The following is a 13,910-nucleotide window of genomic DNA, read 5'->3' as shown; positions in this document are numbered from 1 at the left end:
TCAGGTCGGGCCGCGCACCACCACTCCGATGATGTTCTCCAGCCGGATGGGGCCGGTCTGGCGGGAGTCGATGCTCAACGCCGCGTTGTCGCCCAGGAGTACAGCGAGTTCTGACGGGACCGGGCCGGGATGTCCTTCCACTCCTGGCGGGAGGGGGTCGCCGGGCAGTGCTGCGAGTCGTTTGATCCAGAACTGGTCCGTGCCCGCCCCGCCCTCGACCGGGACGAGCAGTGCTCCGTCGGGAAGCTGCAGAGGGCAGACGACGATGTCGTCGCGCTTCAGGCGCTGCGGTGCGGTACGCCGGACGACGACTCTGTCGCCCCCCACCAGGGTCGGCTCCATGCTGCGTCCCTCCACCGTGACCAGGAGGATGTTCCTGCGAAGCCAACTCAGCCGGCACACGAGCCCGACTCCCGCGAGGACGGCCGCGCCCACGGCGGTCGACACCACGATGAGGCGGGTGGTCACCGCGCCGCTCCTTCCCGCTCCTGGTAGCCGGCCGCCTGCGCGCGGAAGGCCGTTGCGTACAGGCCGCCCTCTCGCCGCATCAGCTCATCGTGCGGGCCGTATTCGGCGACTGTTCCGCCGTCCAGGACAGCGATCATGTCGGCGGTGCGGATCTCGCTGAGCCGGTGCGAGACGAGCAGTCTGGTGCGGCCGAGGCCGTGACCGTGGATCAGGGTGGCGACCTCTGCCTGGGCGACCGGGTCGAGCGACGCGGTCGGCTCGTCCAGGACGAACAGGTCGCGGTTCTCGCGGAGGAGGGAGCGGGCCAGGGCCACGCGCTGCCACTGCCCGCCGGAGAGGACGACCCCGCTCTCCGCTGTGCCCTGTTCCCCTTCGGCGGCGAACGCGCGGGTGAGCATGGTGTCGTAGCCGCCGGGGAGGGTGGAGAGGACTTCGTCGATCCCGGCGCGGCGGGCCGCTTCCCGGATTCGGCCGGGGTGGGCTGCTGCCCCCGGGTCGCCGATGGCGATGTTCTCGGTGGCGGTCATCTCGTAGCTCATGAAGTCCTGGAAGAGGACGCTCAGTCGGGACCGGAGATCCTCGGGGCGGATACGCCTCAGGTCGGTTCCGTTCCAGAGAATGCGGCCGCGTTCGGGATCGTAGAAGCGGCAGAGGAGCTTCACCAGGGTGCTCTTGCCCGCCCCGTTGACACCGACCAGGCCGAGGCTGGTGCCGGCCTCCATGCGCAGGGTGACGCCTCGGAGTATCCAGGGGAGGTCCGGGCCGTAGCGGAACCACACGTCCTGGAACTCGACGCAGGACGTCGGGGAGGCCGGTGAGGCCGGGGAAGCCAGCGGTTGCGCGGGGAGCGCAGGCTCGGTGGTGACCAGCTGAGGAGGTGCGGTGACGAGGTCGGCGTACGCGGAGAAGACCAGAAGGTGGTGCCGGGCGTCCGCGGAGGAGGAGGCCAGCGAGCCCAGGCCGCTCTGGACTGCCGCCGACCCGGCCAGGACCAGCATCAGATCGCCCGCGGTCAGAGCGCCTGCGGAGATCCGGGCGACCGCCCAGAGCAGTGTTCCCGCGGTGACGCCCGAGGTGACCAGCACCGGCAGGGCGTTCAGGGCGAGGGAGCGGCGGTCGAGCCGTTGCCTGGTCTGGTCCGAGGCGCGGCGGGCGTCCGACATCCGGCGGCGCAGCAGGTCGCCCGCGCCGAACAGGCGCACCTCCTTGGCGGCGGGTTCGGCGCCGAGCAGCATCGAGAAGAAGATCTCCCGGCGTTCGGCGGCCGAGAGGTACCGCGCCGATTCCGCCTGCTCCCCGGCCAGTTTGAATTCCGCCAGGAGCTGGGGGACCGCGCCGGCGGCGGTGAGGAGCGCCAGCCTGGGGTCGACCCCGGCCAGGGCGGTGGCGAAGCCGCCGAGCAGGAGGACGCCGCGTACCAAGGCAGTCCCGGACTCCAGGAGTTGAAAGGGAATGTCCTGCCCGCACTGCTGGGCCTGCCGCAGCCGATCGAGGCGGGCCGGGTCCTCGTACCAGGCGAGACCGGGCTGGGCGCAGACGGCCGCGTAGAGACGGTCCTGCGCGGCCAGGGCCACGGCACGGGCCAGGGTGTTGCGGACCGTACGGTCGATGTGCGGCAGTACGGCGGCCACCGCACCGGCGGCCGCCAGTCCTGCGGCCCAGGCCAGGGGATGGGGGTTGCCGCCGGCCGTGCCCGCACCTTTGCCCTGTCCGGTGAGTTCGTCGACCAGGCCGGTGGTGAACAGGGCTGCGGCAAGCGGGCAGGCCGCTTCGAGGGCGGTGAGCAGGAGCGTCAGGAGGAGGAGTCCGGGGCTGGTGGTCAGCAGGAGGCGGCCCGCCAGACGGAGACGGGTGGACGTCGACGTGTCCGCCGCACTCACCGCGCCGTCCGATGGGCGAGTTCGTTCACGCTGGAGGCCCCCCAGAGGACAACGCCCTCAGGGGAGAGCGCGTAGACCTGCGGGAAGCCTCGTACGCGGAACGTCTTGGTCCACAGGTCGGAGTCCTCCTGCGGGATCAGCGCGGACACACCGGACAGGGCTTGCTCGTACCGTGGCGCGTCGACCTCGCCGACCAGGACGGCCGCCACCCGGCCGCTTCCGCCGGGGTGCCTGCGGGCGGCCTCGGCGAAGGGGCCGAGGAGATCGTCGCAGGGTGCGCAGCCGGGCGCGAAGAAGGCGATGAGCGTGGGGAGTCGAGGGAGGTCGACCAGGCTGCCGGGCGGCAGCGGTGAGTCGGCGTGGTGCGGGGCGGGCGCGGCGGACTGGTCGCGCAGTCTGCGGATCACACCGAGGAGGAGGACCAGGTTGAGCAGCGACAGCAGGACAGCGGTCACGGAAAGGCCGTTGGCGAGCACGGGCGAGTCCTAACGGTTCTGGACAGGTCGGGGTGCGGGCGCGGGAACGGGTGCGGGCGCGGAACTTACGGAGCTTGGGGCGAACAGGTCGGCGATGTCTTCCAGCCGCGTCACCACCAGTCCGGCACAGGCGCCGGCGACCGCCGCGACGACAGATGCGGGTGCGGGTGCGGTGATGCCGTCCGGGCCGGCCCCGGAGAAGTGGAGGACGGCACCTGCTGCCGCCGCCAGCGTCAGTGCCGTGTTGCGGGACAGGTGGAGTGCGCCGAGGGAACGGCCCCGGCCGCCGAAGCAGGCGCAGGGCACCTCCTTCCCGGACCGCACCACCAGCGCGACCAGCGTCGTGAGAGCGGCCATGAGCAGGGTCGTCAGGACGAGTCCTGCGCCGGAGGCCGCCGGCACGAGGAGCAGGACCGCGGCACAGCCCTCGGCCCCCGGCACCGCGAGAGTTGCGGCGCGGAGGAGGCCCGGGTGGCGCAGGCCGAGCGCCCGAAGGGTCCGGGTGAACGCGGCAGCCCCTTCGGCCCTGGCCTTGCCCAGCGCCGCGCCGAGCAGCACCACGGCCAGCAGCACCTCGGCGCCGACCAGGAAGGACGACATGGTCCGGCCTCCGTACGGGAGTCGTGTCTGTGACTCCCGGGACGGTACGAGGCGCGCGCACATATCCAGCACACAGGGACGTGTGCGGGAAATATGCGGCAACGGTCTAGCGTCCGGGGCGAGTCGGCCCCGGACGGGGCCGGAGAAGTTGTCAGGAGGCGAGCGTGAAGGTTCTTCGCAGACTTGCGGACTCGGCGCTGGAGAGGGTCGTGCCGTCGGTGACGGCGGAGGCGGTGACGTACACGTACAAGTGCACGCGCAATACGTGCCCGTACGGCTCCGGAACCAACGTCTGGCACAACGTGCGCTACAAGGACGGTGTCGTCGACCCCTCGTACAAGAGCTGCTGCGTACAGGCCCCGTGATGTTGCCGGTGCCCAGCGGGATCCTTCCGCTGGGCACCGCGCCCTCGCTCAACCGACCCGTCGGAGCCCGATGTTCAGGATGATCGTCGACCAGGTGCGGCTGCAGGCCGTGCGCTCGCTGACCATGCTGCTCGGGGTGATGGTGGCGACCAGCGGGTTTCTGCTGCTCACCGGGTCGGTGGACACCTCGCGGCTGACGGTCACCAGGACGGCGGACGGGAGCTTCCGGACGGCCTACGACGTGCTGGTACGCCCCAGGGGATCCGCGGGAGCGCTGGAGAAGCGGAGCGGGAGCGTGCGGCCGAACTTCCTGTCCGGGCAGTTCGGGGGGATCACCCTCGCGCAGTGGAAGCGGATCACGGCGACACCGGGGGTGGAGGTGTCGGCACCGGTGGCCGTGCTCGGATATGCGCAGGTCGCACCGGAGGCGACCGTCGACGTGACCGGTCTGGTCGACCCCTCCCGCGAACGACAGCTGCTGCGGGTGTCGAACCAGTGGCTCGCGGATCGCGGCGGGAGCCGGTATCAGGACCCTGGAGTGACGTATGTGTACGTCACCAGCCGACCGGTGGTCTACAACAAGACGGCTCCGGTGGACGACGGGCTCGGCGGCAGGCAGATCCTCAACCAGTGGGAGTACAAGGGGAAACGGCTCGATGTCGACCCCGGCGACTGTGGCAGCTCGACCTTCCCCGTGGAGATCCGCGACGGAGGGAGGGCCGTTCCGCTCTGCCCGCTGGACGGGTTCGAGCAGGGCCGCGACACCACCGAGGCGGCGGGCCGCGACCGGATCGTGGTCGTCCGGCGGAACGCCGACGGTACGTACACCACCACCGGGGCTGGATCCGGAGGCGCCTACAGTCCGCGCACCCTCCGGCACGCAGAGATCCGGGTGGGCTGGCCGCTGAGCCTGCTGGTCGCCGCCGTGGACCCGGCGCAGGAGGCCGCGCTGGTCGGTCTCGACGGCGCGATGACCAGCGGCCGGTACTTCAAGGAGAGCGAGAGGCCGGCCGTCAAGGGCGCCGAACCGAACCAGGAGGCGGGCATCCCCGTGCTGATGGCCGATGCGCCGGGGGTGGACGAGCAACTGGTCAGTACTGTCACGCCGTTGGCCGGCGATGTGGGTGCGGTCGCGGCAGCCCCCGCGAGCGAACTCCCTTCCAGACTCGCCGTGTTGAAGCCGAGCGGGAGCGGAACCGGGGGAGCGGCGGGTGAGAAACTGGCCGCCGATGTGGCCGACATCTACCACCGGGCCGTCTCCGGTCCGGACGCCGGCTCCGCATCAGGGGGGTTGTCCCTCCCCCTGGATCGGCTGCTCCGGACCGGCGCGGTCTCCTACGCCGACGACGGGCGATCCGACGCCACCGCCGGCGCCACCGCCCCGCTGAAGCCCAGGTCCCCCGGCGACTCGTCCTCCGCCTGGTCGTACTGGAACACCGGCGGCGGCACCCCGCCCTCCTGGGCGGTGCACGACACCGCGTTCCGTGCCATGACCTCCATGGACGTCACGGCCCCCGCCGGTATCTCGCCCGACGGCCATCTCCTCGGCACCTTCGATGCCTCCCGCCTCACCCGCTTCTCCGGCCTCTCCCGAGTTCCTCTGGAAACGTACGAACCCGCCCGCGCAACCCCCGCCGACACCGACTCCCGCAACGCTCTGAACGGCAAGGACTGGCTGCCCAGCAGCAATCCGGCGGGCTACCTCGCCGCGCCCCCGCAGATGGTCACCACGCTCGCCGCGCTGCCCTCGCTGCTGGCCGGGGACAGCGACCAGGCCGCCGCCCCGATTTCCGCCGTACGCGTACGGGTGGCCGGGGTCACCGGCATCGACAAGGTGTCGCAGGAGCGGATCCGTAAGGTCGCCGAACAGATCGCCACCGCCACCGGCCTGACGGTGGACATCACCGCAGGTGCCTCGCCTGCCCCGCGTGAAATCACCGTGGCGAAGGGCAGATTCGGGCGGCCGGCACTGCACGTCACCGAGGACTGGACGGTGAAGGGCGTCGCCGTCGCCCTGGTGAGGGCGGTGGACCGCAAGAGCGTGCTGCTGTTCGGGCTGGTGCTGGTCGTGTGCGCGGTGTTTCTGGGCAACGCGGTCTCCGCCTCGGTGCGGACCCGGCGCAAGGAGCTCGCGGTGCTGGCCTGTGTGGGCTGGCCGGGGTGGCGGCTGGCGGCGCTGGTCCTGGGCGAGGTGGGGCTGGTGGCGGTGGCCGCCGGAGGGCTGGGGGCGGCGGTTTCGCTGCCGCTCGGGGCGGCCTTCGGGCTCGAGGTGACGGCCGGGCGGGTCGCGCTGGCGGTCCCGCTGGTGGCAGCGGTGGCCCTGGCGGCGGCCCTGCCTCCCGCACTCAGGGCCGGGCGCTCCCACCCCGCGCACGCCCTGCACCCGCCCGCGCACGCCCGCGGCAGGGCCCGGCACCGGCGGACCGTGACCGGGATGGCGCTGGCCCAACTCGTACGGGTTCCGGCCCGCAGCGCGCTGGGTGTGCTGGCGCTCGCCACCGGCGTCGCGTCCGTGACCCTGCTGGCGGCCGTGACCTGGGCCTTCCACGGTTCGGCGCAGGGCACCGTGCTGGGAGACGCCGTCTCGCTGGAGGTGCGCGGGGTGGATGTGGCCGCCGCCGCCCTCACCGTTCTGCTCGGGGCGTTCGCGCTCGCCGACACCGTGTATCTCAACACCCGCGAACGGGACGGCGAACTGGCCGCCCTGTCCGCCTCCGGCTGGTCGGACGGTGAGCTCACCCGGCTGATCTGCGCCGAAGGTGCCCTGCTCGGCCTGGCCGGGAGTCTGGTGGGTGCGGCGGCCGGACTCGGCGCGACCTGGTGGTTCACCGGGCGGCCGACCGGGGCGGTGTGTGCCGCCGCCGCGTGCTGTGCGGCCGGCGGACTGCTGCTCGCCGTCGCCGCGAGCCTTGTCCCCGCCCTGTCCCGCCGGGGCGCTCCGCTGGCCGCACTCCTCTCCGCGGAGTGACACGCACGATGATGCGCAACAGGGAGGGGCGGAAGCCGTGACCGTACGGATACAACTGGACGCCGTTCGCAAGGAGTTCGGCACCGGGGAGGGGCGGATCATCGCCGCCGACGGGATCAGCCTGGAGATCGCCCCGGGCAGTGCGGTGGCGCTGACCGGGGCGTCCGGCTCGGGGAAGTCCACCCTGCTGCACATGATCGGGGCGGTGGAGCGGGCGGACGGCGGCAGAATCGTCGTGGGGGAGGACGAGGTGACGGCGCTGGGGCGGCGCGAGCTGGCCCGCTACCGGCGCGGGATCGGCTTCGTCTTCCAGCGGTTCCATCTGCTGCCCGCGCTCACCGCCCTGGACAATGTGATCGCACCCGTACTGCCCCGCAAGGTGGACTTCGACCGGGCCGCGCGAGCCCGCGAACTCCTGGACGCGGTGGGCCTGGCGGGCCGCGAGAAGGCGCTGCCTTCGCAGCTCTCCGGGGGCCAGCAGCAGCGGGTCGCCATCGCTCGGGCCCTGATCGGGCGGCCTCGGCTGCTGCTCGCCGACGAGCCCACCGGGGCCCTGGACTCGGCCACCGGCGAGCAGATCACCGCCCTGCTGCACGCACTGTCGGCGGAGTACGGGCTGACGACGCTGATCGCCACGCACGAAGCGGCGGTGGCAGCCGAATGCGACCGGACCGTCTCGCTCAAGGACGGCCGGATCGTCTCCGACAGCGCACAGACCGGCAGCGGTCAGGACAACTCTCAAGCGGCGTCGGTGAGTTCGCTGTAGAGGCGGCGGAGCTCCGGGTCGGGTTCGCAGTCCAGGCCGGTGCGGAAGGCGGCGCGGGCCTCGCGGTAGGCGTGCAGGATCTGGCCGCGCTCGCCGAGCGCGTGGTGCGCGCCCAGCCGCACCGACCAACCGCCGACCCGCAGCGGGTCGGCCTCCAGGACCTGCTGGGCCTCGGCCAGGGCGGCGAGCGGTCGGCCCAGCCGCAGCAGGAGCGCGGCCAACTCCTCTGCAGCCCGCAGGCGTTCGGCATCCAGTGCGTCGAGTCCTGCGGTGAGCAGTCCGCCGTGCCGTTCGACGTCCTCGGCGGCTCGCTCCCCGCTCCACAGCCGCAGGGCGGCGGTGTACTCGACGGCGGCCCGGTCGAGGTCGGCCCCGGTCGCCGCCCCGGCGCCTTCGCTCTGCGCGAGCGCGCGTGCCTCGGCGGCCCGGCTGAGGAAGACGGCCCGGTCGCAGTCCTCGGGCGTGGCCAGGTGCAGCAGATAGCCGGCGCTGTCGCCGGTGAGTTCTGCCCCCGGCGGCAGCGCCTGCCGCAGCCGGGAGATGTACGAACGAAGGTTGGCGGGGGCCGAGCGGGGCGGCTCGCCCTCCCACAGCGACTCCGTCAACGCCCCGGCCGGCACCCGCTGCCCGGCCCGGAGCAGCAGCACGGCGAGCAGCGCCCGGGGCTTGCGCCCGGCAGGGGCTGCGTACCGTCCCGACTCCCCGTCCCGCACGCCCACCCGCCCGAGCAGGCGAAACACCGGCTGCGCCATGCCGTCCCCCGTCCGAAGTCTCTGCAGTGCTTCAGAGGCTACTGTCGAAGCGCTTCACATGTAACAGGAGTGCGTCCCCCTTGTGGAGCGTCTTGATGATCCGCCAAGGGCTGACATCTCTGTCGAAGCGCTTGACCGACCCACCGCCCCGCAGGCTCAACTGCGCTCGCGCCAGCGGTTGGTGATGGGCAGTCGGCGGTCCTTGCCGAAGCCCTTGGGGGAGATCTTGGTGCCCGGCGGGTACTGGCGGCGCTTGTACTCCGCCGTGTCCACCATCCGCAGCGTCTTGAGTACGAGATCCCGGTCGAACCCGGCGGCGATGATCGCCTCCCCGCCCTGATCCCGGTCGACGTACATCTCCAGGATCGCGTCCAGGACCGGGTAGTCGGGCAGTGAGTCGGTGTCCACCTGGCCTGGGCGCAGCTCGGCGCTGGGCGGCTTCGAGATGGAGTTCTCGGGGATCGGCGGGGTCTGGCCGCGCTCGGCGGCGGCGCGGTTGCGCCACTCGGCGAGGCGGAAGACCGCGCTCTTGTAGACGTCCTTGATGGGGCCGTACGCGCCGACCGAGTCGCCGTAGAGCGTCGAATAGCCCACCGCCAGCTCGGACTTGTTGCCCGGGGCGAGGACGATCTGGCCCTCCTGGTTGGAGATGGCCATCAGGGTGGTGCCGCGCAGCCGGGACTGGAGGTTCTCCTCGGCGAGACCGGTGAGGCCGAGGGAGCCCATGTACGCGTCGAACATCGGCTCGATGGGGACGGTCCGGTAGTTGAGGCCGGTACGGCGGGCCAGCTCGGCGGCGTCGCCGCGCGAGTGGTCCGAGGAGTACTTCGACGGCATCGAGACGCCGTAGACGTTGGAGGCGCCGACCGCGTCGCAGGCGATGGCGGCGACGAGGGCGGAGTCGATGCCGCCGGAGAGACCGATGAGGAGGGAACTGAAGCCGTTCTTGGCGGCGTACGCGCGCAGCCCCACGACCAGCGCGGAGTAGAGCTCCTCGTCGTCGTCGAGCCGGTCGGCGTACCCGCCGGTGTACTCGGCCTCGTATGCGGGCAGCGGGTCCTCGCTGATGGTGACGTGCTCGATGCGCAGACCGTCGTCGACGACTCCGTGGGGCGCTTCGGCCGCGGCGGCGGGCAGCTCCAGGTCGAGGACGACGCACCCTTCGCTGAACTGCGGGGCGCGCGCGACGACTTCGCCGTCCGCGTCGACGACGATCGAGTCCCCGTCGAAGACGAGCTCGTCCTGGCCGCCGATCATCGCGAGATAGGCGGTGGTGCAGCCGGCCTCCTGGGCGCGCTTGCGGACCAGCTCCAGGCGCTGGTCGTCCTTGTTCATCTCGTACGGCGAGGCGTTGATGGAGATCAGCAGCCCGGCCCCGGCGCTGCGGGTGGCGGGCACGCGGCCCCCGTCCTGCCAGAGGTCCTCGCAGATGGCGAGGGCGACGTCGATGCCGTGGACGCGGACGACGGGGAGGGTCTCGCCCGGGACGAAGTAGCGGAACTCGTCGAAGACGCCGTAGTTGGGGAGATGGTGCTTGGAGAAGGTCAGCGCGACCTGCCCCCGGTGGAGGACGGCCCCAGCGTTGCGCGGCGCGCCCGCGGGCTGTCCGTAGCGCGGTTGGGCCTGCTCGGTGCGGTCGAGATACCCGACGACGACGGGGATCTCCCCGAACCCCTCGCCGTCGAGCCGCAGCGCGAGCGCCCTGAGGGCGTCCCGCGAGGCCTCGACGAAGGAGGACCGCAGCGCGAGGTCCTCGACGGGGTACCCGGTCAGCGCCATTTCGGGGAACGCCACGAGGTGGGCGCCCTGTGCGGCGGAGTGCCGGGTCCAGTGGACTATGGCCTCGGCGTTCCCGGTGAGATCGCCGACGGTGGAGTCGATCTGATTCAGTGCGAGGCGTAGTTGAGGCACGGATCCAGTGTAATCGTCAGAACGACGCGATGTCCTGGCGGGCCGCTTGTCACGCGCGATTGTGGCCGCGGGTGACTTCGCACAGGGGTCCACGCGTGGCTGCCCGAGGTGGCCGTCGCCGCGGAATCGGTGATGATCACGACGTCGCTCCGGCTGCCGAGGGGGCACTGCCCCACTGACCCCGTACGGCCCCTGACAACAGGCGACCGTACGACCCCGCGCCGATCATGAACCCATGACGACCACGGAAGCCGTGCAGGACGGCGAGATTCCCGCAGGCGACGGGACCAAGCAGCAGTTCATCTCCTGGGTGACCCTCGCGCTCATGACCACCGCGTCGGTCGCCAGTCTGCGGCCCTCGCCCTCCATGGCCATCTACGGGCTCGCCGCCGTCTTCCTCTATCTGCTGCCCGCCATCGTCTTCCTCGTCCCCACCGCCCTCGCCTCCGCCGAGCTCGCCTCCGGCTGGTCCGGGGGGATCTACCGGTGGGTGAGCGAGGGGCTCGGCAAGCCGCTCGGGTTCGTCGCCGTCTGGTGCCAGTTCGCGATGACCATCGCCTACTACCCGAGCCTGCTCGCCTTCGTCGCCTCGACGTTCGCCTACGTCATCGACCCGAGCCTCGCCGACAACGGGCTCTACATCGCGATCGTCATCATCGTCGTCTACTGGACGGGCGTACTGATCTCGTCCCGCGGCACCAAGACCGTCGCCGGCCTCTCCAGCGCCGGCCTCGTCATCGGCACCCTGATCCCTGGCGTCCTGCTCGTCGTCCTCGGCTTCGTCTTCCTCGGGCAGGGCAACCCCTCCGCCGCCCCGATGAGCCCCAGCCACTGGCTGCCGCCCTGGACCGGGCTCGCCAGCCTGGTCCTCATCGTCAACAACTTCCTGTCCTACGCGGGCATGGAGATGAACGGCGTCCATGTCTCGTCACTGCGCAAGCCCGGCAGTCAGTACCCGAAGTCGATCTTCCTCGCGACCGGCCTCGTGCTGCTCATCTTCATCCTGCCCGCCCTCGCCATCAGCTGGGTCATGCCGTCGAAGGAACTCAGCCTCACCGCCGGTCTGATGCAGGCCTTCCAGGCCTTCTTCGACTACTTCCACGTCGGCTGGATGACCAAGGTCGTCGGCGTCATGGTGGTCGCCGCCTCGCTCGGCGGGATGCTCACCTGGCTGTCGGGGCCCTCCAAGGGGCTGCTGATGATCTCGCGCCAGGAGGGGTATCTGCCGCCGTGGCTGCAGAAGTTCAACAAGTTCGGGGTGCCGCAGAACATCATGGTCGCGCAGGGCGTGCTCACCACCCTGATCGGGATCCTCTACGCGTTCAGCTCGAACGTCTCCAGCCAGTACTGGATGTTCTCGGTGATCACGGTGCAGATCTACCTCATCGCGTATCTGCTGATGTTCGTCGCCATCGTCGTGCTGCGGAAGAAGCAGCCGGACGTCGTACGCGGCTTCAGGGTGCCCGCCGTGACCTGGGTCGCGGGCATCGGCTTCGTGTCCTCGCTCGTCGCGCTCGTCATCGGCTTCGTACCGCCGGACCAGTTCGGCGACGACCCGCTCTGGCGCTATCTGCTCATCGTCGGCGGCGGACTGCTGGTGCTCGGGGTGCTGGCCCCGGCCGCCTTCCTGAAGTTCAGGAAGGCCTCCTGGGTGCACCCCGAGCACCGTACTGCCGGCGAACCGACAGCAGGCGACTAGCGCTTGCTGTACGAGTTCACGTAGCCCTTGGCCGGGGTGCCGACGCCGGTGACGTCGTCATAGCCCACGACCGCCTTGAGCGAGCTGTCCTGGCCCAGCGTGCGCAGCGAGGTCAGGATGCCGCCGGAAGCGTCCACGCCGTTGGCGAAGTCGTTCCGTACGACGCCCAGACCCTGGCCCTGGCCCAGCGGGTGGTCCGTGACGTCGTGGTACAGGCCGGTGCCGTAACGGCTGTAGATCCCCGGGTTGGCGAAGCCGATCGGGATGCCGTGACGTGCCTGCTGCGCCAGCGCCTGGACGCCCGCGATGACCGGAGCGGCCAGCGAGGTGCCGCCGATGCGGTACTGGTCGTAGCCCAGGGTGCCGTCGGGCAGCGTCTGGGTCTGACCCACCAGGAAACCGGTGTTCGGGTCGGCGACCGCCGCGATGTCCGGGACGGTGCGCATGGCCGTCGAACCGTTCGCCTTGGCGAGCGAGTTCGGGACCACACCGCGCTGGTAGAACGGCTGCGCCACGGTGGCACTGGTGCCGCCGCCCGCACCCGAGGTGAACGCGCCCGGGAAGCCCGTCCAGCTCTTGCCGTCGGCCGACAGGGTCGCCTTCTCGGTGCCCCAGCCGGTCTCGAAGCTGTACTTGTCGCCCTTGCCCACGGCCAGCGACGTACCGCCGACAGCCGTCACCCACGCCGAGTTGGCCGGGGTGTCGACCTGCTTCGTACCGGTGTTGGCGACCTGGTCGCCGTCGTCACCGGAGGAGAAGTAGAAGCCGATGCCCTCGACCGCGCCGGTCTGGAAGACCTGGTCGTAGGCGGCGGCCAGCGCCGGGGTCTGGTTGGCCTCGACGTCGCCCCACGAGTTGGAGACGATGTCGGCCAGGTGGTTGTCGACGACCTTCGAGAGGGAGTCGAGCAGATCGTCGTCGTAGCAGGAGGCCCCGCCCACGTAGACGATGTTCGAGTCGGGCGCCACCGCGTGGACGGCTTCGACGTCGAGGGTCTCCTCGCCGTACCAGCCCGCGGCCCCGCACTCCTCGATCTTGGTGTAGTCCGCCGGAAGGACCTGGGAGAGCTGGCCCTTCTTGTAGCCCTTGTCGCCGTTGAGCTTGGCGTACTGGGCGGCGTCACCGGCGATGTACGGCGAGGCGTACGCGTCGGTGATCGCCACCGTCACGCCCTTGCCGGTCTTGTCGCCCGCACCGTACGCGGCACGCAGCTGCTTGCCGGTGTAGCCCTTGATCGCGTACGGGGCCTTGGACCCGTAGGCGCTCGGGAGCTTCTTGTTCACGTTCGAGCCGTAGTACGACGAGAACGGACCCGCGTTGCGGAAGACCGCGTCCGGCGGCGGCAGCGTGTCGTCGTGCTTGACGACGTGCGGCGCGCTGTCGAGCCCGGTCACCGTCAGCACCACGTTCTGCAGCGCCTGGGGAGCCGACGCCGTGCCCGTGGGGGCACGGTAAGTACGGCTGCCCTTGCGGTAGTTGTGGAGCTGGGTGGAGAAGGCCTTCTCGGCGGCGGCGACATCGCCGGTCACCGAGACGTAGTGCTGGTTGGAGCCCGTGACCGTGAGGCCCGCGGACTTCAGCCAGTCGGTGACCTGCTTGACCTGCTCCGGCGTGGAGCCGAAACGGGCCTGGGTCTGCTTCGCCGTCAGGTACTTCCCGTACGAAGCGGACTGCGGGTCGGAGACGGCCTGTGCGTAGGCCGCCAGGCCCTGGGCGTCGCGCCCGGCCAGGTAGACGCGCGCGCTGACCTTGCTGGTGTCGGCCGTGGCGCCGCGGTCCGCGGAAGCCGTCGCCCAGGTGGGCTTGGTGCCCTGAAGGACGTGGCGGCCGTGCGCGGTGTCGGCGCTGGCCGTGGGTATGGACAGCGCGAGCGCGCCGGCGAGCATGGGCAGTGTCGCTGCCAGGCTCAGACCGGCGCGCACTGTGGTGCGCCTTGATCTCATGGAACCCCCTGTGGTGCGGTTCATCGTGGCTGGACGCGCAGTAGACGCGTGCGTAGGCCACCTTGCCGACGAACCGTTCACG

11 protein-coding genes are annotated in these 13,910 nt (G+C 71.1%); 4 read left to right on the top strand and 7 right to left on the bottom strand.

The genetic code is table 11. The features are described from left to right. From OG707_RS09515 to OG707_RS09500, 4 genes are read right to left on the bottom strand one after another with little or no spacing between them, the layout of a single operon-like run. Positions 1 to 468, bottom strand: a complete 468-nt coding sequence (locus tag OG707_RS09515; protein WP_329116411.1) for a S26 family signal peptidase — start codon at positions 466 to 468, stop codon at positions 1 to 3. Next, positions 465 to 2,348, bottom strand: a complete 1,884-nt coding sequence (locus OG707_RS09510; protein WP_329116408.1) for an ABC transporter ATP-binding protein — start codon at positions 2,346 to 2,348, stop codon at positions 465 to 467. Before OG707_RS09510 ends, OG707_RS09515 begins: the two co-directional genes overlap by 4 nt. Beyond that, complete coding sequence (locus OG707_RS09505) at positions 2,345 to 2,824, bottom strand: hypothetical protein (protein ID WP_329116406.1); 480 nt, start codon at positions 2,822 to 2,824, stop codon at positions 2,345 to 2,347. The genes OG707_RS09510 and OG707_RS09505 overlap by 4 nt, the downstream gene beginning before the upstream one ends. 9 nt (positions 2,825 to 2,833) lie before the next feature. Then, entirely contained in the window at positions 2,834 to 3,424 is a 591-nt protein-coding gene (locus OG707_RS09500) for a MauE/DoxX family redox-associated membrane protein (protein WP_329116404.1), read from the bottom strand. A 164-nt stretch (positions 3,425 to 3,588) separates the two neighbouring features. Between OG707_RS09500 and OG707_RS09495 the strand changes: the two genes are divergently transcribed. From OG707_RS09495 to OG707_RS09485, 3 genes are all read left to right on the top strand, one after another. Continuing rightward, positions 3,589 to 3,789, top strand: coding sequence for a hypothetical protein (locus OG707_RS09495; protein ID WP_329116402.1), 201 nt, complete (start codon positions 3,589 to 3,591; stop codon positions 3,787 to 3,789). 70 nt (positions 3,790 to 3,859) lie between these two features. After that, positions 3,860 to 6,757 carry an ABC transporter permease gene (locus OG707_RS09490; protein WP_329116400.1) on the top strand — a complete coding sequence of 966 codons (2,898 nt, stop codon included), beginning with the start codon at positions 3,860 to 3,862 and terminating at the stop codon, positions 6,755 to 6,757. Positions 6,758 to 6,794: 37 nt separating this feature from the next. Continuing rightward, complete coding sequence (locus OG707_RS09485; protein ID WP_329116398.1) at positions 6,795 to 7,523, top strand: ABC transporter ATP-binding protein; 729 nt, start codon at positions 6,795 to 6,797, stop codon at positions 7,521 to 7,523. Here the strand turns inward: OG707_RS09485 and OG707_RS09480 are convergent. Further along, a complete protein-coding gene (locus OG707_RS09480; protein WP_329116397.1) occupies positions 7,496 to 8,275 on the bottom strand; it encodes an AfsR/SARP family transcriptional regulator in 780 nt (259 codons plus the stop codon). The two genes, OG707_RS09485 and OG707_RS09480, sit on opposite strands and share 28 nt — an antisense overlap. Before the next feature lie 156 nt (positions 8,276 to 8,431). Beyond that, the gene (locus tag OG707_RS09475; protein WP_329116394.1) at positions 8,432 to 10,186 is read right to left on the bottom strand and encodes an NAD+ synthase; all 1,755 of its coding nucleotides are present in this window, start codon (positions 10,184 to 10,186) and stop codon (positions 8,432 to 8,434) included. A 235-nt stretch (positions 10,187 to 10,421) separates the two neighbouring features. Between OG707_RS09475 and OG707_RS09470 the strand changes: the two genes are divergently transcribed. Next, positions 10,422 to 11,885: an APC family permease gene (locus tag OG707_RS09470; RefSeq protein WP_329116392.1), complete on the top strand. Its 1,464-nt coding sequence runs from the start codon at positions 10,422 to 10,424 to the stop codon at positions 11,883 to 11,885. On the opposite strand, the gene OG707_RS09465 is transcribed toward OG707_RS09470, so the two are convergent. Further along, complete coding sequence (locus OG707_RS09465; protein WP_329116390.1) at positions 11,882 to 13,828, bottom strand: S53 family peptidase; 1,947 nt, start codon at positions 13,826 to 13,828, stop codon at positions 11,882 to 11,884. The genes OG707_RS09470 and OG707_RS09465 overlap by 4 nt on opposite strands. Between the last annotated feature and the right edge of the window lie 82 nt (positions 13,829 to 13,910).

It is taken from the genome of Streptomyces sp. NBC_01465, assembly GCF_036227325.1.
Lineage (GTDB): Bacteria > Actinomycetota > Actinomycetes > Streptomycetales > Streptomycetaceae > Streptomyces.
This window is presented reverse-complemented; position numbering and strand designations above follow the sequence as displayed.

Coding starts and splice junctions, on each gene's coding strand:
- OG707_RS09500 (WP_329116404.1), bottom strand. CDS start 3,424: ATGTCGTCCTTCCTGGTCGGCGCCGAGGTGCTGCTGGCCGTGGTGCTG.
- OG707_RS09490 (WP_329116400.1), top strand. CDS start 3,860: ATGTTCAGGATGATCGTCGACCAGGTGCGGCTGCAGGCCGTGCGCTCG.
- OG707_RS09480 (WP_329116397.1), bottom strand. CDS start 8,275: ATGGCGCAGCCGGTGTTTCGCCTGCTCGGGCGGGTGGGCGTGCGGGAC.
- OG707_RS09470 (WP_329116392.1), top strand. CDS start 10,422: ATGACGACCACGGAAGCCGTGCAGGACGGCGAGATTCCCGCAGGCGAC.
- OG707_RS09465 (WP_329116390.1), bottom strand. CDS start 13,828: ATGAGATCAAGGCGCACCACAGTGCGCGCCGGTCTGAGCCTGGCAGCG.